This window comes from Nocardia sienata NBRC 100364 (assembly GCF_001613205.1).
Classification (GTDB): domain Bacteria; phylum Actinomycetota; class Actinomycetes; order Mycobacteriales; family Mycobacteriaceae; genus Nocardia; species Nocardia sienata.
This window is the reverse complement of sequence record NZ_BDBX01000035.1, coordinates 14,666-40,599: the sequence shown is the minus strand read 5'-3', so window position 1 is coordinate 40,599 and position 25,934 is coordinate 14,666. Positions and strand designations below refer to the sequence as shown.

Annotated in this window: 29 protein-coding genes; 12 read left to right on the top strand and 17 right to left on the bottom strand. The window is 65.1% G+C overall.

The window, feature by feature from the left end; genetic code table 11:
- Window positions 1-101: 101 nt before the first annotated feature.
- Window positions 102-1,064, bottom strand: a complete 963-nt coding sequence (locus NS4_RS19130) for an AraC family transcriptional regulator (RefSeq protein WP_063060903.1) — start codon at window positions 1,062-1,064, stop codon at window positions 102-104.
- A gap of 86 nt (window positions 1,065-1,150) precedes the next feature.
- Here NS4_RS19130 and NS4_RS19125 point away from each other — a divergent pair, with 86 nt between their 5' ends.
- Window positions 1,151-1,579, top strand: coding sequence for a nitroreductase family deazaflavin-dependent oxidoreductase (locus NS4_RS19125; protein ID WP_063060902.1), 429 nt, complete (start codon window positions 1,151-1,153; stop codon window positions 1,577-1,579).
- Between the two features lie 74 nt (window positions 1,580-1,653).
- Here the strand turns inward: NS4_RS19125 and NS4_RS19120 are convergent, their stop codons facing one another.
- On the bottom strand, window positions 1,654-2,085 hold the full coding sequence (locus tag NS4_RS19120; protein WP_063060901.1) for a pyridoxamine 5'-phosphate oxidase family protein: 432 nt from the start codon (window positions 2,083-2,085) through the stop codon (window positions 1,654-1,656).
- Window positions 2,086-2,378: 293 nt separating this feature from the next.
- Between NS4_RS19120 and NS4_RS19115 the strand changes: the two genes are divergently transcribed.
- From NS4_RS19115 to NS4_RS19105, 3 genes are all read left to right on the top strand, one after another.
- Window positions 2,379-3,509 (top strand): hypothetical protein, encoded by a 1,131-nt coding sequence (locus NS4_RS19115; protein ID WP_063060900.1) that lies wholly within the window; start codon window positions 2,379-2,381, stop codon window positions 3,507-3,509.
- A 261-nt stretch (window positions 3,510-3,770) separates the two neighbouring features.
- Window positions 3,771-4,283: a hypothetical protein gene (locus tag NS4_RS19110; protein ID WP_157106123.1), complete on the top strand. Its 513-nt coding sequence runs from the start codon at window positions 3,771-3,773 to the stop codon at window positions 4,281-4,283.
- 25 nt (window positions 4,284-4,308) lie between these two features.
- The gene (locus NS4_RS19105) at window positions 4,309-4,776 is read left to right on the top strand and encodes a hypothetical protein (protein WP_063060898.1); all 468 of its coding nucleotides are present in this window, start codon (window positions 4,309-4,311) and stop codon (window positions 4,774-4,776) included.
- Between the two features lie 253 nt (window positions 4,777-5,029).
- On the opposite strand, the gene NS4_RS19100 is transcribed toward NS4_RS19105, so the two are convergent.
- Window positions 5,030-5,770 (bottom strand): AAC(3) family N-acetyltransferase, encoded by a 741-nt coding sequence (locus NS4_RS19100; protein WP_218020369.1) that lies wholly within the window; start codon window positions 5,768-5,770, stop codon window positions 5,030-5,032.
- Window positions 5,771-6,112: 342 nt separating this feature from the next.
- Here NS4_RS19100 and NS4_RS19095 point away from each other — a divergent pair, with 342 nt between their 5' ends.
- Window positions 6,113-6,718: a dihydrofolate reductase family protein gene (locus NS4_RS19095; protein WP_063060897.1), complete on the top strand. Its 606-nt coding sequence runs from the start codon at window positions 6,113-6,115 to the stop codon at window positions 6,716-6,718.
- A gap of 64 nt (window positions 6,719-6,782) precedes the next feature.
- Entirely contained in the window at window positions 6,783-7,679 is an 897-nt protein-coding gene (locus NS4_RS19090) for an aminoglycoside phosphotransferase family protein (protein WP_063060896.1), read from the top strand.
- 72 nt (window positions 7,680-7,751) lie between these two features.
- On the opposite strand, the gene NS4_RS19085 is transcribed toward NS4_RS19090, so the two are convergent.
- From NS4_RS19085 to NS4_RS19075, 3 genes are all read right to left on the bottom strand, one after another.
- On the bottom strand, window positions 7,752-8,576 hold the full coding sequence (locus tag NS4_RS19085; RefSeq protein WP_063060895.1) for an alpha/beta hydrolase family protein: 825 nt from the start codon (window positions 8,574-8,576) through the stop codon (window positions 7,752-7,754).
- Window positions 8,577-8,755: 179 nt separating this feature from the next.
- Complete coding sequence (locus NS4_RS19080) at window positions 8,756-9,811, bottom strand: Fic family protein (protein ID WP_245665545.1); 1,056 nt, start codon at window positions 9,809-9,811, stop codon at window positions 8,756-8,758.
- 417 nt (window positions 9,812-10,228) lie between these two features.
- Window positions 10,229-11,050, bottom strand: coding sequence for a CPBP family intramembrane glutamic endopeptidase (locus NS4_RS19075; RefSeq protein ID WP_084487503.1), 822 nt, complete (start codon window positions 11,048-11,050; stop codon window positions 10,229-10,231).
- Window positions 11,051-11,358: 308 nt separating this feature from the next.
- Between NS4_RS19075 and arfB the strand changes: the two genes are divergently transcribed.
- Window positions 11,359-11,787 carry an alternative ribosome rescue aminoacyl-tRNA hydrolase ArfB gene (arfB, locus tag NS4_RS19070; protein ID WP_063060892.1) on the top strand — a complete coding sequence of 143 codons (429 nt, stop codon included), beginning with the start codon at window positions 11,359-11,361 and terminating at the stop codon, window positions 11,785-11,787.
- A gap of 283 nt (window positions 11,788-12,070) precedes the next feature.
- The gene (locus NS4_RS19065) at window positions 12,071-12,436 is read left to right on the top strand and encodes a hypothetical protein (RefSeq protein WP_063060891.1); all 366 of its coding nucleotides are present in this window, start codon (window positions 12,071-12,073) and stop codon (window positions 12,434-12,436) included.
- An 18-nt stretch (window positions 12,437-12,454) separates the two neighbouring features.
- On the opposite strand, the gene NS4_RS32970 is transcribed toward NS4_RS19065, so the two are convergent.
- The 4 genes from NS4_RS32970 to NS4_RS19040 all read right to left on the bottom strand — a co-directional run bounded on the left by NS4_RS32970 (window position 12,455) and on the right by NS4_RS19040 (window position 15,160).
- On the bottom strand, window positions 12,455-12,790 hold the full coding sequence (locus tag NS4_RS32970) for an NUDIX hydrolase (protein ID WP_063060890.1): 336 nt from the start codon (window positions 12,788-12,790) through the stop codon (window positions 12,455-12,457).
- 468 nt (window positions 12,791-13,258) lie between these two features.
- Window positions 13,259-13,675, bottom strand: a complete 417-nt coding sequence (locus NS4_RS19050; protein ID WP_157106122.1) for a hypothetical protein — start codon at window positions 13,673-13,675, stop codon at window positions 13,259-13,261.
- Window positions 13,665-14,864: a DUF6973 domain-containing protein gene (locus tag NS4_RS32965; protein ID WP_218020367.1), complete on the bottom strand. Its 1,200-nt coding sequence runs from the start codon at window positions 14,862-14,864 to the stop codon at window positions 13,665-13,667. Before NS4_RS32965 ends, NS4_RS19050 begins: the two co-directional genes overlap by 11 nt.
- Complete coding sequence (locus NS4_RS19040) at window positions 14,864-15,160, bottom strand: hypothetical protein (protein WP_157106121.1); 297 nt, start codon at window positions 15,158-15,160, stop codon at window positions 14,864-14,866. Before NS4_RS19040 ends, NS4_RS32965 begins: the two co-directional genes overlap by 1 nt.
- 401 nt (window positions 15,161-15,561) lie before the next feature.
- On the opposite strand from NS4_RS19040, the gene NS4_RS19035 reads away from it, so the two are divergent.
- A complete protein-coding gene (locus tag NS4_RS19035) occupies window positions 15,562-16,020 on the top strand; it encodes a hypothetical protein (RefSeq protein ID WP_245665544.1) in 459 nt (152 codons plus the stop codon).
- Between the two features lie 98 nt (window positions 16,021-16,118).
- Complete coding sequence (locus NS4_RS19030) at window positions 16,119-16,439, top strand: helix-turn-helix domain-containing protein (protein ID WP_084487502.1); 321 nt, start codon at window positions 16,119-16,121, stop codon at window positions 16,437-16,439.
- A gap of 155 nt (window positions 16,440-16,594) precedes the next feature.
- Here the strand turns inward: NS4_RS19030 and NS4_RS19025 are convergent, their stop codons facing one another.
- A complete protein-coding gene (locus tag NS4_RS19025) occupies window positions 16,595-16,897 on the bottom strand; it encodes a hypothetical protein (RefSeq protein WP_063060885.1) in 303 nt (100 codons plus the stop codon).
- Window positions 16,894-17,025 carry a hypothetical protein gene (locus NS4_RS33670; RefSeq protein ID WP_281219836.1) on the bottom strand — a complete coding sequence of 44 codons (132 nt, stop codon included), beginning with the start codon at window positions 17,023-17,025 and terminating at the stop codon, window positions 16,894-16,896. Before NS4_RS33670 ends, NS4_RS19025 begins: the two co-directional genes overlap by 4 nt.
- Window positions 17,026-17,280: 255 nt before the next feature.
- Here NS4_RS33670 and NS4_RS19020 point away from each other — a divergent pair, with 255 nt between their 5' ends.
- Both NS4_RS19020 and NS4_RS19015 read left to right on the top strand, forming a co-directional pair.
- Complete coding sequence (locus NS4_RS19020; RefSeq protein ID WP_084487501.1) at window positions 17,281-18,576, top strand: helix-turn-helix domain-containing protein; 1,296 nt, start codon at window positions 17,281-17,283, stop codon at window positions 18,574-18,576.
- A gap of 34 nt (window positions 18,577-18,610) precedes the next feature.
- Window positions 18,611-19,117: a GNAT family N-acetyltransferase gene (locus NS4_RS19015; protein ID WP_245665543.1), complete on the top strand. Its 507-nt coding sequence runs from the start codon at window positions 18,611-18,613 to the stop codon at window positions 19,115-19,117.
- Between the two features lie 314 nt (window positions 19,118-19,431).
- Here NS4_RS19015 and NS4_RS19010 read toward each other — a convergent pair whose 3' ends face one another.
- The 5 genes from NS4_RS19010 to NS4_RS18990 form a co-directional block, all read right to left on the bottom strand.
- On the bottom strand, window positions 19,432-21,000 hold the full coding sequence (locus tag NS4_RS19010) for a pentapeptide repeat-containing protein (protein WP_169811779.1): 1,569 nt from the start codon (window positions 20,998-21,000) through the stop codon (window positions 19,432-19,434).
- Between the two features lie 139 nt (window positions 21,001-21,139).
- A complete protein-coding gene (locus NS4_RS19005) occupies window positions 21,140-22,816 on the bottom strand; it encodes a class I adenylate-forming enzyme family protein (protein ID WP_084487498.1) in 1,677 nt (558 codons plus the stop codon).
- Complete coding sequence (locus NS4_RS19000; protein WP_063060880.1) at window positions 22,813-24,162, bottom strand: MFS transporter; 1,350 nt, start codon at window positions 24,160-24,162, stop codon at window positions 22,813-22,815. Before NS4_RS19000 ends, NS4_RS19005 begins: the two co-directional genes overlap by 4 nt.
- Window positions 24,159-24,692 carry a 3-isopropylmalate dehydratase small subunit gene (locus tag NS4_RS18995; RefSeq protein WP_063060879.1) on the bottom strand — a complete coding sequence of 178 codons (534 nt, stop codon included), beginning with the start codon at window positions 24,690-24,692 and terminating at the stop codon, window positions 24,159-24,161. Before NS4_RS18995 ends, NS4_RS19000 begins: the two co-directional genes overlap by 4 nt.
- Window positions 24,689-25,933 (bottom strand): 3-isopropylmalate dehydratase large subunit, encoded by a 1,245-nt coding sequence (locus NS4_RS18990; RefSeq protein ID WP_063060969.1) that lies wholly within the window; start codon window positions 25,931-25,933, stop codon window positions 24,689-24,691. Before NS4_RS18990 ends, NS4_RS18995 begins: the two co-directional genes overlap by 4 nt.
- Between the last annotated feature and the right edge of the window lies 1 nt (window position 25,934).

The window sequence follows — 25,934 nt, the reverse complement described above, 5'->3', positions numbered from 1 at the left end:
TTTCCGTTCCGGTGTGAGTGGTGCGGGGGCGTGCAGTTCGGATCGGCTCGCCGCGGTGCCCGGCTCGGGGCGGGGAGTGACGGGGGACGACTGTAGTGGCCTTATTCGGTGGCAGCCCCAGGAGGACGTGCCGGGACGCGCTCGGTTGTCCGCGTCGCGCTACGGAACTGCCCCGGAGCCTGCGAGCGTGCCCGGCGAAATGCTCGACTGAACGCGTAGACCGAGGTGTATCCGACCGAGCGGGCGATGGCATCGAGAGGATCGTCGCTGTCTCGCAAGCGGATCGCGGCCAGATCCATCCGCCATCGCGTCAGGTATTCGGCCGGCGCGGTACCGGTCACCGCGCGGAACCGCCGCGTCAGTGTGCTGCGGGAGAGCGTCAGCTCCGCGGCGAGTGAGTCGATGGTCCACCCCCGGGCCGGCTCCTGATGGAGTTTGGCGAGCGCGTCGGTGACCACCGGGTCGGCCAGCACGCCGAGCCAGGAGTCGTGCGCCTCGTCCGGGCTTTTCGCCGACCAGACCCGTAGCAACTGCACCAACAGAATGTCGACCAAGCGGTTGAGTACGAATGCGGTCGCGATCTGCGGGTAGGCCAGCTCCCGCGACAGCAGCCGGACGGTGTCGTCGAGGCAGTTGCCGCCGTGCTCGGCCCTGATGTGCAGAACCGGCGGCAATGATGTCATCACCTGCGTCGACACCGTGCGGTCGTATTCGTAACTCGCGCCGAGGATATGCGTCTGCACCGCACCGTCGCCCAACCGCAACACACTGCCGTCCGCCATGGCCGCGTCGCCTCCGCACCCGCCGCACGGGGCCAGCGGCACGCCGGGTGCGCTGCTCAACGCGTGCGCCGCCCCGCTCGCCAACAGCACCACATCGCCGGGCATGAGTTGCTGCGCCTCCTGGCCGGGCAGGCACAGCCATGCGGTGCCCGAGGTGACGGCATAGAACGCGGCGTCGCAGCGCGCGTCCCAGGAGATCCCCCAGGTGCCGCCCGCTTCGATGCGCGCACCCGCGGTACCGCGGACACCGCCGACCGCGAGTACGTCGGCAAGAACATCCATATAATCGATGATAGTGCGACAAACGGATATGTTTCTGGCCAATTCTGCTATCGATCAATTCACCCGGTATCGCATATGGTCGAACCATGGCAGACGTGGACGAGATCATCGAGATGAACACCCAGGTCATCACCGAATTCCGCGAGAAAGGCGGCACCGTCGGCGGCATGTTCGAGGGCTTCCCGCTGATCCTCGTGCATCACAAAGGCGCGAAATCGGGCGTCGAACGTATCGCGCCTCTGGTCCCCTACATAGAGGGTGACCGGATCTTCGTCTTCGCGAGCCTGGGCGGCAGCCCGAAGCACCCGGCCTGGTACCACAACCTGGTGGCCAACCCCGACACCACCGTCGAGTACGGCACAGAGACGTTCCCGGTCACCGCTCGGGTGCTGCCCAGGGCCGAACGCGACGAGATCTACGCAAAACAGGTCGCCGTGCAGCCCCAGTTCGGTGAGTACCAGCGCAAGACCGACCGGATCATTCCCGTCGTCGAGTTGCGGCGGACCGGCCACTGACGCGAGGCTCGGATTCCGTTCGTTTCCCCACGGCCTCGCGCCCACCGATCGGGTCCGAACTGAAACAGCGCTGGTCAGAAGTCGCTCGAGTAATCCTGGCTGATCCAGCGGTCGGGGCGGATGGTGAACAGGACGGATTGGCTGCCGTCCATCTTGTCGGCGAAGTCGCGTCCACCCTCGGGACCGAGATAGCGGACGGCGATGGCTTCCCGCGCCGCATGCGGGGACGGGGTCTCGGCACCGACCACGGTGCCCTCGACGATGACGTACTGATACGGCAGCTCTTCGCGCTGAACGACCAAGGTCACCACCCCGGCCTCCTGGATGAGCCTGGCCTTGCGCCTGTTCGCGCCGGTATTGACCCTGATGTCACCGCCCCGGACGTAGTCGTACCAGATCGGGACCGAGGTAGGCGGCCGTCCATCGGTCGCGGCGACCGACAACACCGCAATGTGCTTGCCCGCGAGAAATTCTTGGCGTTCGGCTTCGGTGAAGGGTTTCGGCATACAGCATGTAACCGGCCGGTCGATGGCTCTCTTCCCGTATGGCCCGTCGGTGCGGACCCTCCCCCTGCTTTGCCGGCTCGACCGTCGTACTCGTCACGACGGCGTTGACGAGCGGCTCGGACAGAAGTCGCGCTGCGCCGTTCCCTTCTCCTGTAGGCGAGGTATCCTCGGCTCCAAGCTCGAACGGGGGATTCGATGTATATGTGCAGCGGCATGTCCCGCATATCATACGGCTGTTCCGGTCGAGGGCGATGGGTCTGCATGAGTTCGTGTGAAAGTACGGGGGACACATTGTGACCGATGTGACGGTCGATCCGGCAGCCCTCGCCGGGTTCGAATCGGATCTCACCGATATGGGAGCGAACTTCATCTCGAATGCTTCCCGGTTTCTACCCGGGACGGCCCTTCCGGTCGGCACGACGGGCCTGATGGCCACGCTGACGCCGTCGTTCGAGAAGTCTCAAACAGCGATCTCTACCGCCCAGCGGACAGACTCGATAGCCATCGAGATGTTCCGAACGAACCTTTCCGCGTCGGCGGCCTCCTATCGGGCCACAGATGGTGCCACGGCGAGCGCAGTCTCCGCGGCATCGACTGGTCTTCCCAGCGGTTCGGGCGCCGCCGACCCGGCCGGCGCGGGGCAAGGCGTCAACAGATTCAGTGGCCTGCAACTGCCCGGTTTTCCGGACGTTTCGGAGGTCGAGTACTCCGTTCGCCGAGTGCTGACCGCGGCGATCGATCAGATACAGGTCTACGACGACGACTTCGCCGTGGCGATCGGGCTGAAACCGGTCGCGGACTACCTTGCACCGCTGGTTGCGGACTGGGAGGCTCTGCAAGCGATCGGCCAGCGGATCGGCTGGCTCGGCATCAACGACTATGTCACCTCGGAGAACCTGGTCAACGGCACGAGATGGTTACAGAACAGTTGGACCGGTGACGCCGCGCAGTCGTTCGGCACCGGCACCGGCACCGCGGCGCGGACGATGGCCGACAGAAGTATCGATCTCGATGCCGTCGCGAAGATCGTCGAGAACGGCGGGCTCGTACTGACCCGGCTGGTCTACAACCAGGCGGTCGGCCTGAGCGATCTGGTGCTGAAGTCGATCAGCCACCAAGAGGCGTCGTTTCCGCTCGGTGTGTGGGCGTCACTGATCAACAACCCGATGCCGGAATCGCTGAGGACAGAGATCCGGTCGGCGCTCGATGGATTGCGAAGCGCTGCCGAATCCCGGCATACGACCATCACAACGATGCTGGAGAAGGTCTCCGCCGCCGTGGACTACGCCCCTGGGCGGAAGGCTGCGGTATACAGCCCGGTCGATTTCGAGGTGCCGGAGAAAATCGTGGTCGACCCGGGTGTCGCGAAATATGGGTTCGGTGACAACGTGTGGTGGGAGGAAAGTAATGCATCCGCAGGTTGAGTACCTGGTGACAGGGATAGGAACGGTGTTCTGATGTCGCCGGAGATCCCCGGAATGCCGACGCCGTTGCCGCCGACAGATCCCGGGCAGGGGGCACACGGTTCGCAGCCCTGGTACAGCCGGGCGGACGACGCCGCATTCGCGAAGGTCGCCCTCGGAGGAGCAGTAGCGGCAGATGCTGCGGGATGGACGAACGCGGCACGGCACCTCCGCCACTACCTCGGCAACAGCGGCAAGGACCTGACGATCAGCCCGGACGAGATGATGACCGACGATCCCATCATGAAGCGACGCGTCGACAGTTTCATCACCCTCACTGTGCAGCAAATCGCTTTCGATCCGGCAAACCACGGAAGGACTGTCACATTCCAACAGCCGTGGACCGAGGACCACACCTTCGATCAGGACACGCAGGGGGACTGGTACTTTGCGGTGAACGCAGTGCACTTCACCGCGAGTGGCGTGGTGACGGTCCGGGCCCCGGAAACCGACGGCGGGCAGCCCTCCGTCGTGGTCGACTACAAGTGCTATGTCTTCGATCGCTACAACTGGGACAGCTCCGGGCCCAGCCCGAAAGGCGTCGAACTGCTCGGCTTCGACATCAGTGACAAGCGGATGGGCGGCTTGCACACGGCGGGATACGCCAAGGAATTCAATATGTTCGGAACTTCGTCGGTCCAACACTACGAGGGGGTTGTACCCACCCATGGCGCTATCGATTTTCCGGACCCACCGGACAGCAGGAACGGCGACCGCACCGATCCGACCCGATGACAGCGGGTCGCCGAGGGTTCTCCGGGTGTCGCTGCGCGTCCTGTTCGTCGGTCTGCTCATGTTCGTTTCGCTGGCCGGCGTGGGATGCACCGAGTCCGTCGACCGTGCTGCGGCGGATACCGAAACCGGAACCGGCCCGGACCTGATCCGTGAGGCTACCGAATACGGCGATTGGACTCTTCCGGTGAACGGGAAGGTTCTGCTGGTGAAGAAGGAAGTCGGTCGCGTGCCCCGGTTCCGTCTGGCCGTCGAGATGTCGCCACCGGATCTGGTGTGGATGCTGGAGGAGTCCCGTTATTCCACTCCCCTCGGGCCCGGGCACGCGTTGTCCATTTCGACGATCGCCGGTCCTGATCCGAACTCTTCGCCGAAGCTTCTCTACGCTCGCGACAACATCACGTCTCCGTCGGGGAACCTCGTTTTCCGTAAGGTACTGGTCGATGAGCGTGACGCGCAGACTCGTATCGTCCATCTCGAGTTCTTGAACATCTGAACAACGCGATCCGCCGCCGGGCACGGATCGGGTTGCCGGTTTCTTGATGCGCGCCCCGAGCGCATCCAGTTCGCCGAGAAGCAGGACTTCAAAATCGCTGGCGCATATCGGTGGGCACCTGCTGAAGATGCCGACCACTCCCGCTGCGTGAGGTGAGGAGGTTCGCGGCCTTTCCTCAGATCTGTCGCGGTTCTGTCCGGAGCGTGGTCTCGGTCGCATCCGATCCCATACCGACCGGCTGTGGCTGCGGGAATTACCCGATCTTTCTGCGCAGCGCGCCGGTGGCGAAATCGATCAAGGGTCGCTGTTCCACCAGCCGCGCGACCGACGAACCGAGCCGTCCGGTACTGATATCGGCCGGTCGTGCTGCCGCGAACTCGTCGAGAATGTCGGCGAAGTGGGTGTCGTCGTAATCCAGGTCCGGGAATCGCACCCACTGCCGTTGTCCGTCGCGGATGAGCGGAGCGCCCTGGGTTACCACGGACGCCGTACCGGCGCGAACCTCCGCGAGGTGCAGGCTCGTGCAGTTGTTCGTGCCGATCAGCAATACCCGTGCGTGGCGGTCGTACAAGCGCGCCAGCGGTGATCCCTCGCCGAGCGACATGCTCAACTCGTGGCCGTCGACGATCGCTGCCGCGTCGGTACCCCAGGCGGCGAACGAGACATGGGGATGGTGACTCCGCCGCACGTCCGGCCAGGTGCGAAATGTCTCGGCCACCGCCCCCATCCACTCGCTGGGGGTTCGCCGGGGATCGAAGGCCGGCAAACTGGCCCGTACCTCCGGCACCCATTCCGGAGGTACCGGAGGGTTCTGCCATCTCGCGGGATCTGTCAGGCCCGATGTATGGGTCGGGACGACCAGGGTGCCCGAGGGGGTGAGTGTGTCCTGTAGTGCCTGGATGACGGCGACGGCTCCACCGGACACCCATCCCAGCGATTTCAGGCTCGCGTGTACCAGGACGAGGTCGCCGCTACGCAACCCCAGTGCTCTCATGTCTTCTGCAAGGGAATCCCGGGTGTGGGGGCGGGTTTGGTCGCCCGGTGCCTGTGGTGGCCGCGATGCCGGCACAGTGGAGTCGCTGTACACCATGGCCGGGAATTTATCAGGGCCACCAGATCGTCGCCGCGATCACCAGCAGGAGGTTTGTCGGCATGTGGCCCGGCAACGGCTCAGGTTGCCACCTTCCTTGATTCGTGCGCCGAGTGGTGAGTATTTGCTGCCGCCGTAGTGCAGCTCGCTCGTGAGCGCACGTGTTCTCTCTACCCGACAGCGCGGCCGATGAGTTTGTCACTCCCGGCCGGTCGAAGCTCGTGACACCTAGGAAAGGACATCGCCATGTCGGAGCTTCTCGTCGACTTCATCACTTCCCTCGACGGCTACGCATCGGGAGAGGGATGGCCCGGGTTCTGGGGCCTGGAGGGCCCGGAGTACCTCGCGTGGCTCGGCGAGCAGCCCGAGGTCACCTACCTGATGGGAGCGAACACCTACCGCCTGATGTCGGGCTTCGCCGCCGGCGAGGTCCCGGAAGGCCAAGACGAGTTCCGGCCCGAAGAAGAGGCGTCGGTCGATGAGCTCACGCGAGCATCCAAGGTGGTGTTCTCCTCCTCGCTGGAGGAGCCGTTGAGGTGGGCCAACTCCAGGCTGGTCCGTGACGACGCTGTCGAGGCCGTCCGCGCCATGAAGTCGAGTGGTTCAGGGCTCCTCAGCACGATCGGCAGTCTCGGCCTGTGCCGGTCCCTGCTGCGAGCCGGACTCGTCGACCGCTTCCGGGTCGTGATGTTCCCGGTGATCACCGGGGCGACGGGTGCAGAACGCATCTACGACGGCTATCCGGACGTCGCCCTCGAGATGATCGAGCACCGCACCTTCGACGGCCGCATCCAGCTGGTCGAGTACAAGCCCCGCGTACTCGAGCACCCGCCGCTCGGCGCCCCCGCGTGACGACTCCTGCCCGCCGGTCCGGCCCACACTCACACTGCATGCTGCCTCAGTACAGTGACTTCGTATGACCGGCACCGAGCTGGAGATCACCGCAGACCTGGTCCGTGACCTGCTGCGGGAGCAGCATCCCGATCTCGCGGGCCTGACCATCCGCGAGGTGGCGGGTGGCTGGGGCAACCAGATGTGGCGTCTCGGGGACGAGCTGGCCGTACGTATGGAGCGCATGGATCCCACCCCGGACGTGCAGCTGAAGGAGCGGCGGTGGCTACCCGCGCTGGGCCCGCACCTGCCGCTGCCGGTGCCGGCCCCGGTGCGATTCGGTGAACCGTCCGAGCGTTTCCCCAAGCACTGGACCGTAATGACGTGGGTTCCCGGCGAGCCGCTCGACCACGCCACGATCAGCCGCGGCGCCCATGCGGCCGAGGCGCTGGCGGCATTCCTCCGGGCGCTGCACGTTCCCGCACCCGCCGAGGCGCCGATCGCTACCGACCGCGGCGCCCATCCCCGGGACTGCGCAGATGGCTTCGAAGCCTTCTTCCGAGCCGTCGCCCCTGCCGACCGCGCTGCCGACGTCCGGGCGGTCTGGGACGATGCCGTCGCCGCCGGCGTGTGGGAGGGCCCGCCGGTGTGGGTGCACGGCGACCTCCATCCCGCGAACGCCGTCGTCTCGGACGGAACGCTCTCGGGCATAGTCGACTTCGGTGACCTGTTCGCCGGTGACCCGGCGTGGGACCTCGCCGCCGCCTGGGTCCTGCTGCCCGCGGGCATGGCCGCACGGTTCTTCGACAGCTACGCGCTCGCGGACGAGGCGGCGATCCGGCGAGCCCGCGGACTGGCGGCCATGAAGAGTTTGTTCCTGATGCTCATGGGGCAGAACGGAGATCGGGGCCTCCCGGGCGGAAAACCGCACTGGGGACCTGTGGGCCGAGCGGCACTCGAGCGTGTTCTGAAGGGCGTGTGACCCACGGAGATCGACCTCCGCTGAGGTCTCGCCGGCAGAACCACAGCCGACTGTGGTGGTCGACGGCGAAGTCTACGAGTCGAGCTGCCTGCGAAACCATCGCGTCAGGATGTCGTCGACGGCCTTGGCTTCAGGACCCTGTGGCGCCGGCTCGAGCCCCGGTTCGTCGGCCAGCGGGTGCGCGAGATTCGGCACGGAGACCAGTTCGACGTCGTCCGGCTGTGCGTAGCGCTGACGCAGAGTGTGGACCAGCGCGGCCGCATCGGCGCGGAGGTCCGGGTGATCATCTTCTCCGCTGACGACCAGCAGCGCCGGCGCGACGGTGAGTTCGGCGGCGCGGGCCACGAAGTCCAGGCTGTCGGCGACACGCTCGGCTTCGGCGGTCCATTCATACGGGTGACCGGCTATGCCCTCGGTCAAGGGGACCACCGAGCGGATACGCACGGCCGGGTTCACGAGTGCGATATGCCGGATCGGGATCGATTCCGTGGCCAGCACTCGGAGTGCGACCGCACCGCCGAGCGAAGCGCCGAGAATGCCGATCGGCTCCTCGTCGATCGGCAGCTGATCGCGGAGTGCCGCCAGGGCCGCGGGGAACTCGTCGGCAGCCTGTTGCGCGAACGGTGCGAGGAATGCGAGTAGCGCGTCCCGGCGGGCGAGTTCGAGCACGGCGTCGACGCGGCCGTCGACCATCCGGGCGCCACACATCGGCATGCCCAGATGGACCCGCCAGGCCGGCACCCCGGCCATCGGCAGGGCCGCGGCGAACGCCGCATCGGTGCGCGGCGCATCCAGCATGTGCCAGGTCACGATCAGTGGGGCGGGAGCGTCGACCCCGCCGTCGGGTGGCAGCGCCGTGTAGGGGACGCCGGCAGCGGTTCCAGTGATCGTTTCCATCAATCTCCTCGGTTCGCGTAGCGATCGACGTGCACCCCGATCGGCCGGGCTCACCCGACCGGCCGGGCCGGCCGGATCGACACGCAAAGTGTCCGACACAGCTACCTCGGACGACAAGAACGCTGTGCCCAGTGGTGACCTGTAGGTGAACCGCCGGTGGGTCGTCGTCGGGGCATGGCTCAGGTTGCCGCCTTCTTGATGCGTGCCCCGAGTGCGTCCAGTTCGTCGAGAACCAGGGCGGCGCCCCACACCTGATTTCTCTTTCGGGACGTCAGAGGTCGGATCACTCCGCTCTCGTGCAGGCGTTCGATGGCGGCGTAGGCCCTGCTGGTGCTCAGCCCGAGTCGGTCGGCGACGTCTTCCGCGGTGATGACGGGCACGGCGACCAGTGACGCCATGATCTTCGCGGCGGCGCTGTGGCTGCGTACCGGACCTGTCAGTTCTCGCCACTGTTCGGGAATGGCGGCCAGATGACCTGCTGTCCGGCGCGATTCGGAAGCTGCGATTCGTGATCCCGCGGTAAACGAGTGCATGAGCGGTTCCGGGTCGCCGTTCCGGTAGGCGGCCAGATCGTCGAAGTAGCGGTCCCGATGCGCGACCAGGGCCGAGGCCAGGGGCACGACCACGGTGCTCGTTACGGATCGGCGCCGGAGTACGGCGTTGATCAGTGCACGACCGATGCGGCCGTTACCGTCGGTGAAGGGGTGGATGGATTCGAATTGCGCGTGCGCGATCGCGGCTTGGGTCAATGCGGGAATGTCGTCGCGGTTGGTGTACCTGACGAGGTCTTGCAGATAGCCGCCGACAGTTTCCGGTGGGGGAGGAACGTACAGGGCATCGCGGGGTGAGTACTTGCTGCCGCCGATCCAGTTCTGCATGTCGCGTACGCGTCCGGCGTAGTCGCCGTCGGTCGGGTCGTCCCGCATGAGTTCGCGGTGGGCGGCCGTCAAGTCGTCCGCATCTATTCTTCTGGTGCCGGTGACCTTGGCCAGAAGCACATCCGTGGCAGTCGTCGCGGCAACCATCGAGGTAGCCGAGGGATTGGCTTTCACCCCGTGCAGCGCTCGCGCATAGTCGTCGACCCCGGCGTCGATCTCTTCGATTCGGGAGGACGCCACGCACTCGGTGCGCAACAACAATGTGCCGAGAGCGCCGAGTCCGGCCGCGTGCTCCGCGTCGAGGGCGGTGATCTCGCGTAACGCCGCCTCCATGTCGGCGAGCAGGTGCGAAGGCAACCGAATATCCGAATCGGCGATGGCCGGGGGGAGGCTTACCTCGACTTCGCGCATCGTCCGGTCTTCGCGGGTACCGCCTCTGAACTGCTGGCGCCATGGAACCGCTGGCCGCTCATGCGGAGGCCAGTCGATATCGGCCATAGCGCCTCCAAACCAGGATTAGGGACATTGTTATTCCTGCTTTCAGCCTAAAGCAGGAATAGAGGGCCGCCAAATCCCACTTTCGTCGCGCTTCGCATGTCTCTCGAGAGCGACGAGTGCCTCGTCCAGGTCGTTCCCGGACGTTTCGCCTACGGGAGTCCGATCGAAATGCGGGGCATGCCGGGCTGCCGGAAAGCGTGTTCCTCGAGCGTGGACATCCGGAAATCGCGTGTCCGCGCAGCTATGCCCGCTCCGGGAGGTCCGGAGGTGAACTGGTCAGCGCAGGGTGACGAGCTTCGCCCTGCGGAGGAGCCACACCGCCGGGACCAGGCAGCACAGCAGCGCGAAGAGGCTCGCTTCCGGACCGAAGGTCCCACCGGTGAGTACCTCCGGTCCGGAAAGGACGGTGCGCAGCAGGCCGGGTTCGCCGTCGGCGCCGGATACCGCAGTGCCGAACACACCGGACTCGGTGAAGTTCCAGGCGAAATGCAGGCCGATCGGCAGCCACAGCGACCGCGTGGCGGTATAGGCAATGGCCAGCAGTGCACCGCCTTCGACCGCGATGGCCAGGGCGCCCCATAGCGTCGCGTTGCTGTTGACCGAGTGTGTCAGACCGAAGATCAGTGACGAGGCCGCGATCGCGACGATGCTGCCGGTCCGTTCCTCCAAAATGCGGTGCACCACGCCACGGAACAGCAGTTCCTCGGTGACCGCCACCGAGGCCATCGAGCCGGCCACGCCCAGACAGGCCCCGAACGACCCACCGGTGACGTCGGCGTCGGTGAACAGGGCCGCGAGCAGCATGGTCGCGAGGAAAGCTCCGGCGCCGATGAGCGCGCCACGCCCGAGCCCGCTCCACCGCCCCGCGGCGGCCAGTTCGGTGACCGCCGGCCGGTTCTCGACACGGCGGGACAGCCACGTATAGGCGAAGATCGCCCCGGCGGCCGCGCCGATCCCGAGGGCGAAACGAAGCACAGGCACATCCGAAACGAGCGCGTCCAGCCCCCGTGCGGCGATCAGCAACACAACCGTCCCGACGAGCAGAATCGGCACCCGGAACCGCTGCATCGGCCATTTCCGTTTGGTGGGGGCGGCCATCGAAAGTCCTTTCGCCGTTGTGCAGTACGGCGAGACTACGAACGAGCCGAGCCGCGTCGCATCACTCCACGGGAGACTTCCCGGTAGTACTCGAGGGGGACACCGTACTGTCCGCTAGCTCTTCGGTCAGGCCCTCGAGGCGAGGCTTCGCGAGGCGTGCGAGTCCGGCGTCGGCGATATCGATGAGAACGCGGCGACCGCGTGCTGCCTGTTACCCGTACACAAGGTCGTCACTATCGTGAACGAGAGAGTCACCATTCAGCCACTCCGGATAGTGGCCTCGCGAATCGGAAAGACGGCATCGGATCATGGCAGAAGACCTGACCGTGACTCGGACGCTGGTGATACCCGCCGCCGAGTTACGCGAGCGGTTCTCACGCTCGTCCGGCCCGGGCGGGCAGCACGTCAACACCACCGACAGCCGGGTCGAGCTGTTATTCGACCTCGCCAACTCGCCCTCCGTGCCGGAGTCGCTGCGCACCCGGATGCTCGACCGCCTGGCGACCCGCCTGGTCGACGGGGTGCTCACGATCGCCGCTTCGGAGCACCGCGCGCAGCTGCAGAACCGCGCAGCCGCCCGCGAACGCCTGGCCGCGTTACTGCGCGACGCCGCTGCCGCTCCACCGCCCGTTCGCCGCGCCACCAAGCCTTCGCGCGGCGCGAAGGAACGTCGCATCGCCGCGAAGAAACGGCGCGGCATCACCAAGCGAAACCGCCGCGCCTTTCCCGACGACTAGCAACACTTCGGCTCGACCCGAGCCTACGAGGTGCCGGCGGCCGATTCGAGAATCGGACGGCAACTTCTTCCAGCCGACGACATGGGGGAGGACGGAAACCGGGTCTACAAGCGCAGGACGGGCAGGCGGGGTAGGCCGGATCATCGGCGAGCACGGTTTCTGGCCCGCTCCGACCGAGATATCGAAAGCGAGCATTACACCGGCCGATACGACATTATGGTCGCAGATCTGACTACTCAGGTCGCACACTGCGTTTTTCGACTGATCAGGGATCTGCGTGCATATGTTGAAGATATCGACCCGCACCATGCTCGGCAGCGTCATTGCCGTGCAACTCATTGTCGGTTCAGCGGGCGTCGCGGCGGCCGAGCCGGCCCCGGCGCCCGCGCCGGTCGCGCCGGTGCAAGCACCCGATGCTCCGGGGCGCGGGGCGGTGGCGCCCGTCGCGGCGTGCATGGCGCCCGGCGACTCCATCGAACTCCGGGCCGGTCTGGGCGCCCTGCTCGGGACCGGGAGCGGCGCGATCGCAGGGCTGCCCATCTTCTTTGTCGGGGCCATCCCCTTCGGGATCATCGGCGGCGTGATCGGCGCCATGATCGGCTCGACCACCTACGCGCAGGACGCTTGGCGGGCTCCGAAGGGCTGCTGATCGGCCGGGGCCGCGGGGTCAGCCCTTTGACGGGGTAGGTGGCGTCGAGCCATTCGGTGAGCGAAGGTCCGCCGATTCGGGCGTGCGCCCGGCCACCGACCCGCGGTCCTCCGGCAGCGCCCGATACACACCGGCTACGGTCGCGGCGCCGACGATCTCGCCGCGGTCGATCCTCCGCACCGATTCGTCGAGCGAAATCCACCGGATCATTTCGGCTTCGTTGATATCCGGCCCGGTGTCGGTGAGGTCGGCGCCGTGGGCAAGATAGATGTCCTGGGGGTCCACGCGCGTCGAGTGGGTGCCGGTCGAGCAGATACCCGACTTACCGATGGACCGCAGCCAGCGCAAGCGCATCGACTGGGCGCTGAACGAGAGCGGACCTCATATCGACCCAGATACGCGCTGAACGGCTGCACGCAGTCGCGGTTCCGCCTTCGTAATCGCCGTGTGAACGGCACTGCCTGGTTCTAGCGCCGCAAGATTTCAGCGAGCCGCTCATCCACCGTGAAATCCTCTCCGTTCGGACCCGTCGACAGGTCGGACCACCACAGGAAACCTGCGGCCTTGTCGAGCCCGGTCACAACCGGGAGCCGGAACTCATCGAATATGTCCGCGCCCAGGCCTCTCACTCCAGCCTCGACCTCCGCTGCCGTGTGGAACGCGACCATATGGCACACGACCGGCGAGTACCCGAGTGACCGCAGCAACCGGGCACCGTCTCAGCAGAGCCGGCAGGTCAGCCACAACCCGATTCACGGCCGCTATGGTACGCCCGGCATCACAGAAGCAAGATATGGCTTACTCTCCCCCTGCTCAGGTGCCCTATTCGGACATCTCGAGCAGCGCAGGGTATCCATCGGCGGTGATTCGAACGCTGCTGGAGTACTCACCGGGCCGAAGGAGATCGGGGATGATGTAGGTTGCCCGAGCGACCTCGCCGTTCTTGAGAAAGACGAGGATATTTCCCTGTTGCATGAACGTCTCATCCATGTCGATCTTGCCCCCGACCTGGCGCTCGACGTAGTCGCGGGAGACCGGCTGATGCGACACATAAACGGAGTCCCAGTCGCCGCCGGTCAGCTCGTGGAGGCTGACCGACCCACCGTTCTGGCGGAGGTCGGCCAGTTGAGTCGACAGTGTCCGGTCTTCTTCCAAGGCAACCCCTTCATCATCGGAACACGCAGTCAGCGTCAGCGCAGCGCATACGAACAACGTGAGCAGTACCGTCTTAGCTGTCATACGTGCCGTAACTTTCGCCGTCGCTTCCCGGGTTGTACCCGCCCGAGGTGAACTCCGTGTCGGTGGGCGGAGGTTTGGTGCCGCCTGTCGCCGGTGGCCCTTCGGCACGGCCCGTCTCACCGAGGGCGACCTGGTCGCTCGGCGTCAGCATACCGTCCGGTCCGACGACTACCATGTCCCCACGGAGAACAGCTTCTTTGACGTATGTGGCCAATTCTTCGGGGCTTGCGTCGGGATGTTCGGCGGCGATTCTGCGCCCCACCGCATTGTTGTGAAGGTCCATCGCTTCGGCGGACGCCGCATTGGTGTCCACTCCCTCGTGGGCGTTGGTGTACTCCTGTGCGAACTCTGGTCCGAACCGGTTGGCCAGCATCGCGTTCCAGTAGGCGTGCCGGAACGCGTCCGAGTGTCCATCGGTGATTCCCGCGCTGTCGAACACGTTCTCCGACTCGTGAATCGCGGTCTTGTAGATGCCGTAGGCATCGCGAGCACCCATGAGCCCGAGATCGTCCAGTAGACGCGCTTCCTCGGCTGTCATCTTCTGGCTGCCGAACGGCCAGCTGAGTGGTGGTTTCGGCCAGGTCGTCATGCCATCAGGGTCGACGGGGACGTTGAACCGAGCGAGGAGGTCGTCGTGGTACAGCTTCGCGAGTGTTTGTCGCCGATTGTTGGTCGATTGCTCGTCGATGAAGTTTCCCGATCCGAGCAGGTCACCTGCCGCGCGTATCAGACCCGCCTGGTTCAGGATGTCGATCTGAAGCCGGGAGACCTCCTGGATCAGCGCATCGTATGCGACCCGGATCGCATCTTGATGGGTCTTGACCTGTGCCTCGTCGGTTCCGTGCACGGTCCAGTCGTCGTCGACGCGGAGACCCGCTTCTACTGCGTCGTCGGCCTTGCCGCGGAGTACGCCGCGAAGAGAAGTCAGGTCGGTTGCCGCGTTCTTGATGATCCCCGGTACGTCGGAGATTTCGTAGTAGACGCGACGGGATTGGTCGTGGTCTTCGGAGATGCGCTCGTACGCTGCGTTGTAGGCGGCTCCCTGCCAATGGGTTCCGGCGTCGGTGAAGTAGTTGCGGGTGCTGTCGATGGCCTGCATCGCCTGCTCGTTGATGTTGTTCAGAGCGTCGGCCCAGTCGTTCATGGCTGTGAGGTCCCAGCGCTCCAGCTGGGATTTCGAAATCTTCATCAGCTCTGCGCAGGCTTGAAGTCGAGTTCGTTCATTCTGGCGGCGAACCCTTCATCGGTCATGCTCATGTCGTTCGCGCATGCTCTCGTCGCTCCGGCGACAGCCCGCATCCGGTCGGCGATACGTAGGTAGGCGCCTTCGGTCTTCTCGGCCAGTTCGGCGAACGACTGACCTATCTCGACCCCGGGCAGTGATGGGCTCGGCCTGGTACGGATGTCCAGATCATCGATCGCGGTGCCGTTCTGTTCGAGCTTCTGCGCCAGCTCGTTCAGCTTGTCTATGTCTGCCTGTAACAAGGTGCCCTCCCTCTGCCTTGCGGCAGTGCCGACTCGGAACTGCGGCTTCGACCACACCGCCTTCGAGCCAGGATTCAGCCTACCAAGGCTGTTCGGACCGAACGATCGGTCGAACCGGCTTCCCGACCCTGCCCGTAGCTGTCGGCCTCCTAATATTCTGGTCAGTAGAGTGATTCGATTGTCGGGCCGAACTGTCGGGTTGAGAGTCAGGTCTGCCAGGTTGGCCATGATGCGTTGGGCGTCGTTGAAAGGACCCGGTTGGATCGGGTTCGAGTCAAGGTCGGCAAGCTCTACAAACGAACAGAGCGCGGGCGAAAGGCAACCACCCGACCCGATCGCTGAGCTACGTGACCGGATGCGCCCGCTGGTTAATGCACAGATGTGAGCCAATGCGGATCGCTGTGACCGGGCACATGAACATCACTGCCGAAACCGCGGTGCTGGTGCGTGAAGAGATCGCTCGGCACCTTGCCGAGGTTCCCGATTTGGTGGGCGTGAGCTGTATCGCCCGCGGAGCCGACTCGGTATTCGCGCAAGCTGTGCTGGAGGCCGGTGGTCGGCTCGAGGTGGTGCTGCCCTCTCGGAATTACCGCGAAGCCAAGGTGAAACCCGATCATGTGCCGGTGTTCGATGAGCTGGTGGCGCGTGCGTCCGAAGTGCACGTGATGGATTTCGAAGAGGCCGGACGGGAGGCGTATGAGGCGGCGAACGAGGCGCTGCTCGGATCGGCTGACCGGCTGATCGCGGTGTGGGATGGGGAAGGTGGCGAGGCCGGCGGTACCGGCAGCGTGGTGAAGCCGGCGCGGGAGCGTGGGTTGGCTGTGGACGTGGTGTGGCCCGAAGGCGCGGCGCGTTCCTGAGCTCTCATTAACCGGAAATTTCCCAGACCTGCTGGTAGGCCAGGCGCCATGCCTGTTCCCGGGATAGTTCTTAAGGAACGGACGGAGGAGGAAGGGCGATGAGTAGCTTCTCCAAATGGGATCGTGAAGGCTATCGCCGGCGTGTGGGCCAGGAGGAGGCCGCGCGCCGTCGTCGGTCGATCATGGCCGAGCAGTGGGGTTACCAGCTTGCCGAGGAGCGGAAGCGGCTGGGGTTCACGCAGGCGGGTTTGGCCGAGATCATGGGCGTCAGCCCCGGGCGGATATCGCAGATCGAGCACGGCGAGGTCGCGACGGTCGAAGCTCTCGCCGCGTATGTTTCCGCGTTGGGCGGGAAGCTGGAGCTACTGGCGGACATCGGCGGGCATCTGCTGAAGATGCCCACCGACCCCGCGGCGTGAGGTGTCTGTTGCCGACAGCGGGCTGCACCGTTGCACCCGAGTGTTACTGCCGGTGGCCCATTCACGATGCGACGATCAGGGCCACCAGATCGTCGCCGCGATCACCAGCAGCGGTAGTCCGACCGCGATGGCGAAACCGGCCACTACCAGGGCGCTCATGGTGTGTCCTGCACGGAGGTCCAGCGTGGGAAGCTGAGACGCGGTAGCACGGTTTCCACATCGCAGACGTCCAGTACGGCGTCGAGTTCGTGCGGGCCGAGGTGGTCGGGTGCCGGCAGGATCACCAGGTCGGCGCCGGTGTTGCGTGCCTGGTCGGCCACGCGTAGCACCGAGTGTTCGCCGGGCCATACGAGGTGGTAGCCGAGTCGGTCGGCGAGGCGGTGTACGCGGTCGCGGTCGGTCTCGGGCGTTCGGCTGATGTCGTGGTTGATCCAGCCGAACGCGATCGAGTGGCTCATGGCGCGATATCGGCGTCGGTGGCGGGTTCCGGGATATCTCGACTGGTGCGGAGCCCGGCCGCCACTCGTTCCAATGTTGCTGTATCGATGCAGTATTGGTCGCGCAACAGCCGGACGGTCGCTTCCATTGCCCGGTTTCGTGCCGGTCGCTTGGGCAGAGGTGGTCGTTCGCGCACAGTGCCTCCTGGGTGGGGTGTCATGGCGTGCACCCGGCGCCGAGGAATTCCGTGGTCGGTGGCCTCGTAAGGTGCTGGCCGGCCTGGTGGTTCGGCCCGGCGCCGGGGCTGGTTCAAGCCTCATCGGCCGGTGTTCGCGGTCCCAGGGACAGCAGTCATAGAGAACCGCTACGCTTCCGCTAAGTGCGCAGCGACAGGGGGTTTCGCGTGATCGTGGAGGTCTGGACAAGGGTCGAGGTGCGGGCGCTGCGTGACGCGGCGTTGCGGATGACGCAGGAGCAGTTCGCCGAACAGATCGGGTGGTCTGTTGCGACCGTGCGAAAATGGGAACGTGCCACCGAATCGCGGCCGGTACGCGGGCAACGTGCCGCCGACCTCGATAGTTGCCTCGAGAAGCTGAGCCCGGAGGCGACGCGCCGATTTACGCTAGCCGTGTCGTCCGCGTGGCAATCAGCGCAAGGACACCCACCGCCCGGAAGCACTTACGATGAGGCAGATGTGAACCGCCGCGAATTCGGTAAAGCCGCAGCGCTTACCGCCGCGACATTGCCGACGGCCAGCCACTCCCGGATCGGTATGGCCGACGTCGAACGCCTGAACGCATTCACGGCGGAACTGGAAGCCGCCGATCAGGCTGTGGGTGGAGCGGGCCTACTGTCCTCCGCCGTTGACACGTTGGAACGTAGCCAGAGCTTGCTGCACAACAGCGTGTTCGATGCTGCAACAGGCCGAGCGTGGATCTCCGCCGTAGGCGCGCTGGCCGTGGAAACCGGCTGGCTCGCATACGACGCGGATCGAGTCCAGTTGGCGCGGAAGTGCTACTCCAATGCGCTCTCGTTGGCGTCTATGGCCGAAGACGACGATCTGGCTGTCCACGCCTGCATGAATGCTGCTCTGCAATCCATCAGCTTGGCCCGCGCCGGTGATGCCTCGCCCTCCTACGCACTCGCGTTGACACGCCGGGCTGCGGATCTGGTGCGGAGGCTGCCCGCTGGACGGATACACGCGCTGATCGCCGCCCGCGAAGCCGCGGCGTACGGCACAGCCGGTGATCGACGAAGTGTGGAGCGAGCCATGTCGGCGGCATGGCGGGAAATGGACAATGCAGCCGAGCATGAGCCGGTGGCAGAATGCGCTCCATGGCTGCGGTTCGTCGACCATTCCGAAATCCGATTCCATGAGGCGCGGGCCTGCACTGACATCGGCAACCACAGCCGAGCACTCGTCCTGCACGAGGTCGTTGCTGGCGAACCGGCAAGCGCTGGTAACACCGTGCACGCGTCGGCCTGGTGGTCGGCGGCGCTCGCCCGTACCGGCGATACGAGGTCAGCGGTCGAAGCGGGCACACCGGTGCTCGATGCGCTGGAAGGATGGTTTGCGTCACCGCGTGCACTCAAAGCGCTGGAACCGGTACGACAGCTGGCCGACACTTCTTCCGAAGGTGATGAGTTCCGAGCTCGGTTCGACGCACTCGCCACCACGAAAGGGTCTTTGGTTGATTGAATTCCGCCGTTTCGATCAAATCGGTGCGCGCGATATGCGCGACACGGTCCAGAACGTCTATGCGCGCTCGTACGCGGAGACCATCGCGACCGGCGATCCCTTCGAGTCGCTGGAGGCGTCGATGGATCGGTTCGATGCCTACCTGCGTGTACCGGGCTTCGACCTGGTAGTGCTGTACTTGGACGGTGAACCGATAGGGCAGGCATGGGGGTGGCCGCTCGGCGAGAACACCGCCGGCTGGGACGGATTGCAGCTCAACGAGGACGATCCAGAATTCACCCAGGAGGACGGGACCCGGACCTTCGGACTGTCGGAGATCATGGTCGTACCCGAGCACACCGGCCGGGGTTACGCACGGATGCTGCATGACGAACTGCTGGGTACTCGGCAGGAGAGGCGGGCGACGCTGTTGGTGGATCCTGGTAACGAGCGCGCCTACGCACGGTATCGGCGATGGGGTTGGTACCGGGTCGGCGTGCAGCGTCCTGGCTGGTACGGGGCGCCTACCTTCGATGTACTGATTCGCGCTCTACCGCTATGACCGGATGCAAGCTGTTTCGGTCCCTGTGATCTGGGTTTGCCTGAATGCAGTCGCTCAATCCGAGAGCCCGACGGAGCTGCCGCGAGCGGTTAGGGTGTCGTCGGCACCAGCTACAGGTTGGCGTTACCGGGAGGTGGAATGCTTCGATCCGGAGGAACCACAATGACGTCTGAGCATGAAGTCTCCGAATTTACTTGGTCGTTCACTCGACTGACCGGAGATCGCGCCAATACGCCAACGCGGGCAACATATTTAAGAAAACAGTAGGTGGGTGTTACCGCACAGCGGTAAACACCCACCTACTACTTCGACCTTTACCCGCCTCCCGACGCAACCAGTGGTGGCCAATCTTGCGGTTCGACATTGGACGGCTTCTGGCTGACGTCATCGTCCCAGTCGAACTGCGGCGTTGGGGGTCCCCATCGCCTCGGGTTGGCAAAGGTTATATTGCCTGTGCCAAAACTTGCTCGTCTAAATAGGGTCGATCCGGAGAAGTTCGTTCTGTTGAAAGAGGAGTCTGTCAGAAACTTCGTGTTGTTGAACCAGGCGTCCGCCTGGAATATTGCGTCATTAAACCGGGTGGTGCCGGCGAACTTGGAGTCGTCGAACCAGGTGGGGCCGGCGAAGAGCGCGCTGTTGAACACGGCGATGTCAGAGAACTCTATGCTGTTGAACCAGGTGTTGTAGTCGGAGAATTTGACAGCGGTGAACTCGGCGCTGCCGACGAAGGTTGCGGTCTGAAACCTGGTCTCTGCGAGAAATTTCGTGTAGGTGAAAATGGCCTTGCAGGAGAATTTTGCGTGATCGAACAAAGCATTCCCGGAGAAGTCGACCCGGCTGAATTCTGCGTCGCCGGAGAATGTGGCCTCCTGGAACCAGGAATCGCTGAAAAATTTGGCCATGTAGAATTCCGCGTCACGTGCGAAACTTGCCTTTTTGAACCTGGCGATTCCGGAAATATTCACCCCGGCGAAGCTGGCGTTGCCGGAAAAGGTAGCGGAATGGAACATGGCGTCTGAGAGGAATCTCGCGTAGCTGAACCTGGCGGGACCGGTGAACATCGTGTCGGCGAAGTCGACGTCACCGGCGAACTCAGTGGAATCGAACCGTGCGGTGCCGAAGAAGGTTGTGCTGCCGAACCGGGCGGCGCCGAGGAAGATCGCGCGACTGAAATCTACGTCTTCGAGATGTGCCGTGCGAAAGTCGAAGTTGCTGGCTGACCAGCTGTGCTCGGCGCTCGGCATCAGGTGGTCAGCGATAACGCGGAGGATGGTGGAGCGGACTTCCTTGTCATTCTGTCGGAATTCAAAGTGCTCTTCGATTTCACCGCGAACTCGGCCGTTTTCGATACGGGGTTTCTTTATTATTTGCTTGGTGCGTCCGCTGGCGCCATGCGTGGCGTCGTAAGGCAGTCGGAGGTAGCCGCAGAGGGCGTCGATACATTGCTGGCGGTGTGGGCTTTCGGAATCGTCGGCGATACCGGCCATGGCGTAGACGCCGGCGATGCGCACCGCGGCGTCGACGTCCCCGAGCTGTCTCGCTGCGGCATCGAAGCGTTCGACGAATCTGCTCTGTTCGAGATCTCGCTGGCGTCGATAGGCGATCACCAACGCAACCACGCCACCTGCTCCGGCGACAACCGACAACGCAACGCGGGTTACGTCGATCTCGGCGGCAGCCCTGCTGGTGTCCACTGGGGTCATCCACCGTAAGAACCCGTAAGCAGCAAACGCGACGCCGAGTCCGGCGGTGAGCGCGGTCAACATCGCCGGAAACAACTGAGTTTGAGCCGCTCGGCGACTGAGCGCCGCCCGTCTGTCGTCGCTCAGCGCCTCTCGGATCGCGTTCATTGGTTTACTGGTCAATGCACCAAGAGCACTCATCCACCCAAGCATCGTCTAATTCTGACTGACGCCGCTCTCGCCCGGGATCTGAACCTGCGCAGGTAGGGGACTGGTTCGAATTCAGACCGCCGCTTGTCGGTGTTGCGGAGCCTCGCTGTGCGCCTTGCGGTCTCGGCCGTTAGGTATATTGGTCGCGTAGTGCACCCCGGCGGATTTTTCCGGTCTGTGTCTTAGGCAGGTCTGCGAGTACTTTCACCGTCCGAGGCCTTTTGTAAGGCGCCAGTCGGTTCCTTGTGAACGAAGTGAGTTCGTGCGCATGTGCGCTGTGACCTTCCTTCAGGGAGACGTAGGCGACCACCGACTCACCCTGGTACTCGTCGGGGACCCCCACAACCGCGGCTTCGAGCACCGCCGGATGTTCGTAGAGTACGTCCTCGACTTCGCGCGGCCACACCTTGTACCCCGACACGTTGATCTGGTCTTTGATCCGGTCTACCAGGTAGACCCAGCCCTGTTCGTCCACGATCGCGCTGTCGCCGGTCCGGAGGCGGCCTTCGGGTAGGGCGGCCTCGGATTCATCGAGTTTGCGCCAGTATCCGCGGATGACCTGTGGACCGGTGACAACGAGTTCGCCTTGGCTGCTGGGTGCGAGGGGGTGGCCTTCGGGGTTGACCACCTCGACCTGCACTCCCGGCAGCGGTAACCCGATGGACAGGGTGCCGCTGTCCGGGTCGACCGGGGCGCTCGTTCCCGGCGGGACTGCGGTGACTGCCGAGGAGGTTTCGGTCATGCCGTAGGCGTTGTGGATGTAGTGGCCGAAGCGTTCCTGGAAGCGGGCGACCGTGCTCGGTGGGACCGGCGCACCCCCGCTGTACAGCGTTTTGATGGTGGAGAAGTGTTCGGCCGTGGCGTATTCCGAGTTCATCATCGCGTTGAAGGCGGTGATGGAGCCGATGGTGTAGGTGACGCCGTGTTCGCGGAGGGCGTCTACGGCTACGTCGGTGGTGAAGCGGCCGGTGAAGACCAGGGAGGTGCGTTCGGTGAGGGCGAGGGCGCCGATGACGACCGCTCCGGTGATGTGGAACAGCGGGGCCAGGGCGTAGACGACGTCGCCGGGGGTGATGCCGGCGAGTTCGGCGAAGCTGGTGGTTACCGCGCGGACGTTGGCGTGCGAGTTCATGGCGCCCTTGGGCGGGCCGGTGGTGCCGGAGGTGTAGGCGAGGAAAGCGAGGTCGTCGCCGTGGACCTGGATCGTTGGGGGTTTCCGGCCGGTGTACTCGTGGGCCAAAGTGAGTAGGTCTGCGGACTTCTCGCCGACAGGGGCGGTTTCGGGTTTGAAGACGCGGGGGTCGTTGCGGGACTGGAGGTCCGACTCCGCGGTGCCGAGTACCCAGCCGACGGTGGTGCCCTCGACGTCCTCCCGGACCTGTTGCACATCGCGGTCGGTGGTGATGATCCCGACCGGTTCGGCATCGGTGACCAGTTCGCGGAGTTCGCGGCCGCGATACATCGGGTTGAGCAGTAGGGCGATCGCGCCGAGTTTCCAGAGGGCGAGCAGGACGAGCGCGTATTGCGGGATGTTCTGCAGGTGGATGCCCACCCGCTCACCGTGGCCCACGCCGCGGTCGGCGAAAGCGGCCGCGAGGGCGGTGGCGAGGTCGTCGGCCTGCCGGACGTTGAGGGTGGTGTCGAAGTAGACGAGGGCCGGGGCATCCGGTTCGTGTTGGACACGGTCGTTCCATGCCGCCACGAGGGTGGAGAACTGTTCGGTTACCTCTCGCGGGCGGGAAACCCCGCCCGCCGCACCCTCATCAAATGCGGCGGACGGGGCTGACCCGGTGTTACCGGTGGTCATGCAGGGAGTTCCTTGCGGCTGGTTTCGCGGATGGTGGCGACGGTGAGCAGGCCGATGGCGCAGACACCCATCACCCAGTAGGCGGGTGACATCGCGTTGCCGGTCGATTCGACCAACTGCGCGGCGACATAGGGGGCGGTCCCGCCGGCGGCGATGGTGCCGATATTGAAGCCCAGCGAGACTCCGGTGTAGCGAACCGTTCGCGGGAAGAGTTCGGTGAACAGCGGGAACGCCGGAACCTGCACAACCCCGTTGAGCACCATGTACAGGAAGTAGACGATGCCGATCACGAGAATGCTCTCCGTCGCCCCCATGATCATGAACGCCGGAAGCGCGATCACGACGTAGGCGAGGTACCCGCCGACGAGTACCGGTTTACGACCGAACCTGTCGGTGAGCATGCCGCTGATCGGGAAGGTGGCGCAGGCCAGGGCGATGGCGATGGCGGAGGTCCAGTAGACGGCGTCCTTGGAGAAGCCCAGGTCTTTGATCAGGTAGACGCTGAAGTAGGTCAGGCCGATGTAGCCGGAGCCGTTCATCGCGATGGCGACACCGACGACGCGGAGGACGGACCACGGGTTCTTGGTGACCGTGTCCAGCAGCGGACTCTTGGTGACCTGCTGCTTCTCGGCCATCTCCTCGAATTCGGGGGTGTCCTCGAGCTTCATCCGGACGCGGAGGCAGACGTAGGCGAGGGGGAGGGCGAGCAGGAACGGGATACGCCAGCCCCACGACTCCATCTGCTCGTCGGTGGTGATCAGGGCGACCACACCCACGACGGCGGCGGCGACGGCGAAGCCGAGGGTGGATCCGACGGGGGTGAAGGAGCCGAAGAAGCCGCGTTTGCGGGGCGGGGCGGATTCGGCGATATAGGTCGCGGCGCCGCCGACTTCGCCGCCGGCGGAGAAGCCCTGGGCGAGGCGGACGAGGACCAGCAGGATGGGGGCGAGGACGCCGACGGTCGAATGGGTGGGGAGCAGGCCGAGGATGCCGCAGGCCACGCCCATGCTGACGACGGTGATGACGAGGGCGTGGCGGCGGCCGCGGCGGTCGCCGAGGCGGCCGAAGAATATGCCGCCGAGGGGGCGGGCGACGTAGGCGACGCCGAAGACGGCGAGGGTCGACAGGATCGACACCCCGGAATTGTCCGAGGGGAAGAACAGGGGGGCGATGGTGACGGCGAGGAAGCCGTAGACCGCGAAGTCGTAGTACTCGATGAGGGTGCCGACGCCGCCGGCGATGGCGGCGCGGCGGGCCACGGAGTTCGACTTCTTCGGTGCGGTCACCGGCAGCTGCCCGGCGGGCCGGCTGTCAGGGTTCTCGACGCGATGATCGACATTGGTCATTGCGGTTGTCCTTGGCGTGCGTGCTCGGCGAGCAGGAGTTCATACGAACCACCGGCCTCGATGACCTGAACGGTCCGCGGATTCGGTGGGGTTCCGACCAGGTCGGGTCCCTCGGGCCGGCGCAGGGTGGCGGTGCGCCAGTCGAGGGCCACGGCGTCGTCGACCCGGACTGCGGTCGAGACGCCGGGGATCGTGATCAACGGCATGCCGTTGAAGGTCTCGCCGCGCCAGAAGCCGGGCGAGAAGGATTCCGCGACGATGGCCGCGATACCCGCGTTGCGGAGGGCGACCATGGGCGGATAGTGCGGATGACCGTAGCCGAAGTTACGGCCGCCGACGATGATATCGCCGGGGCGGACGCGGTCGGTGAAGGTGGGGTCGTAGGCCTGCATACATACCGAGCGCAGACGGTCGGGGTCGTAGGACTTGATATTGGCGACGCCGACGACGAGGTCGATATCGAAATCGTCGCCGAAGACCCAGGCGACCTTGCCTTCGATGATGTCCGGGGGTGGGGGATAGGCGCTCACTGGACCGACTCCTGGATGGTGCCGGCCAGGGCGCTGGCGGCGACGGTGTAGGGGGAGCCCATGTAGATATTGGCGTCGGGGCTGCCCATGCGGCCGGAGATGTTCAGGACGCCGGTGGAGATGCAGTTCTCGCCGGCCTGCAGGGGTTTCTGGTAGCCGAAGCAGAAATCACAGCTCGATATATTGATATGCGCACCTGCGGCGCGGAGCACATCGAGGATGCCTTCCCGCTCGGCCTGCTCGTACACCTTCTGTGAAGTGGGGACGACATTGAGTTCGACGCCGGGGGCGACCTTGCGGCCGTCCAGGACCAGTGCGGCGGCGCGTAGGTCTTCGATGCGGCCGCTGGCGCAGGAGCCGATGAATGCCTTGGTGATGGGTGTGCCGGCGAGTTCCTGGGCGGTTTTGGTGTTGACGGCCCGGGCCGAACCGGGGAGGACCACCCGGGGAGTCAGGGTGGAGAGGTCGATGGTGTGGCGGGCCGCGTAGGTGGCGTCGGGGTCGGGATAGACCGGGTCGAAGTCGCGGCGGGCGACATTCTTCGCGTAGGCGAGGGACGTCTCGTCGGGTTCGAAGAGCGCGGAGACGGCGCCGGTGAACATGGCCATGCCGCACAGGCCCTGGCGGTGGTCGATGGTCATGGCGCGGGCGCCGGGGCCGCCGAATTCCATCACCTGATGGGCGCAACCGTCGGCGCCGACCAGATCGATGATGGTGTGCACGAGGTCGCGGCTGTCGACGCCGGGCGGGAATTCGCCGACGAGGTCGAAGCGGGTGGTGGCGGGGATATCGACGAAGACGCGGCCGGTGACCCAGGCTTCGATGAGGTCGCGCCGGATACCCCACCCGAGGGCGCCGAACGCGCCGATACCGCTGATATGGCCGTCGAAATGGACCAGGAATTCGCCGGGGATCGCCAGGCCCAGCTCGGCGGTGAGCTGGTGGCCGATACCGCGGCCCTCGTGCAGTTCGATGCCGTAGAACTCGCACCAGTCGCGGGTGACCTGGTGGACTTCGGTTTCCTTGTCGTTGCCCTTGGTGAGCATGTGGTCGATGAAGACGATGTAGCGGCTCGGGTCCTCCAGTTCGGTGATCCCGAAGTCCTCGCGCATCTGCCGGAACATCACATCGGTGTAGCCGGGGAAGTCGTAGGCGATCATGCGGGCCGGGTGCACGGCGTGGTTCTCGCCGGCGCGGACCGTGTCCCGGTCCGAGGCGCGGCCCAGGATCTTCTCCGTCATC

Excerpts from the sequence above, each read along its gene's own strand:
- NS4_RS19100 (WP_218020369.1), bottom strand. The coding sequence starts at position 5,770 with ATGAGAGCACTGGGGTTGCGTAGCGGCGACCTCGTCCTGGTACACGCG.
- NS4_RS19025 (WP_063060885.1), bottom strand. The coding sequence starts at position 16,897 with ATGAGCCACTCGATCGCGTTCGGCTGGATCAACCACGACATCAGCCGA.
- NS4_RS19010 (WP_169811779.1), bottom strand. The coding sequence starts at position 21,000 with ATGAGTGCTCTTGGTGCATTGACCAGTAAACCAATGAACGCGATCCGA.
- NS4_RS19075 (WP_084487503.1), bottom strand. The coding sequence starts at position 11,050 with ATGGCCGCCCCCACCAAACGGAAATGGCCGATGCAGCGGTTCCGGGTG.
- NS4_RS19090 (WP_063060896.1), top strand. The coding sequence starts at position 6,783 with ATGACCGGCACCGAGCTGGAGATCACCGCAGACCTGGTCCGTGACCTG.
- NS4_RS19015 (WP_245665543.1), top strand. The coding sequence starts at position 18,611 with ATGCGCGACACGGTCCAGAACGTCTATGCGCGCTCGTACGCGGAGACC.
- NS4_RS19085 (WP_063060895.1), bottom strand. The coding sequence starts at position 8,576 with ATGGAAACGATCACTGGAACCGCTGCCGGCGTCCCCTACACGGCGCTG.
- NS4_RS19065 (WP_063060891.1), top strand. The coding sequence starts at position 12,071 with ATGTTGAAGATATCGACCCGCACCATGCTCGGCAGCGTCATTGCCGTG.
- NS4_RS19030 (WP_084487502.1), top strand. The coding sequence starts at position 16,119 with ATGAGTAGCTTCTCCAAATGGGATCGTGAAGGCTATCGCCGGCGTGTG.
- NS4_RS19125 (WP_063060902.1), top strand. The coding sequence starts at position 1,151 with ATGGCAGACGTGGACGAGATCATCGAGATGAACACCCAGGTCATCACC.
- NS4_RS19130 (WP_063060903.1), bottom strand. The coding sequence starts at position 1,064 with ATGGATGTTCTTGCCGACGTACTCGCGGTCGGCGGTGTCCGCGGTACC.
- NS4_RS19095 (WP_063060897.1), top strand. The coding sequence starts at position 6,113 with ATGTCGGAGCTTCTCGTCGACTTCATCACTTCCCTCGACGGCTACGCA.
- NS4_RS32965 (WP_218020367.1), bottom strand. The coding sequence starts at position 14,864 with ATGAAGATTTCGAAATCCCAGCTGGAGCGCTGGGACCTCACAGCCATG.
- NS4_RS19050 (WP_157106122.1), bottom strand. The coding sequence starts at position 13,675 with ATGACAGCTAAGACGGTACTGCTCACGTTGTTCGTATGCGCTGCGCTG.
- NS4_RS19005 (WP_084487498.1), bottom strand. The coding sequence starts at position 22,816 with ATGACCACCGGTAACACCGGGTCAGCCCCGTCCGCCGCATTTGATGAG.
- arfB (WP_063060892.1), top strand. The coding sequence starts at position 11,359 with ATGGCAGAAGACCTGACCGTGACTCGGACGCTGGTGATACCCGCCGCC.
- NS4_RS18990 (WP_063060969.1), bottom strand. The coding sequence starts at position 25,933 with ATGACGGAGAAGATCCTGGGCCGCGCCTCGGACCGGGACACGGTCCGC.
- NS4_RS19000 (WP_063060880.1), bottom strand. The coding sequence starts at position 24,162 with ATGACCAATGTCGATCATCGCGTCGAGAACCCTGACAGCCGGCCCGCC.
- NS4_RS19120 (WP_063060901.1), bottom strand. The coding sequence starts at position 2,085 with ATGCCGAAACCCTTCACCGAAGCCGAACGCCAAGAATTTCTCGCGGGC.
- NS4_RS33670 (WP_281219836.1), bottom strand. The coding sequence starts at position 17,025 with ATGGAAGCGACCGTCCGGCTGTTGCGCGACCAATACTGCATCGATACA.
- NS4_RS32970 (WP_063060890.1), bottom strand. The coding sequence starts at position 12,790 with ATGCGCTTGCGCTGGCTGCGGTCCATCGGTAAGTCGGGTATCTGCTCG.
- NS4_RS19110 (WP_157106123.1), top strand. The coding sequence starts at position 3,771 with ATGATGACCGACGATCCCATCATGAAGCGACGCGTCGACAGTTTCATC.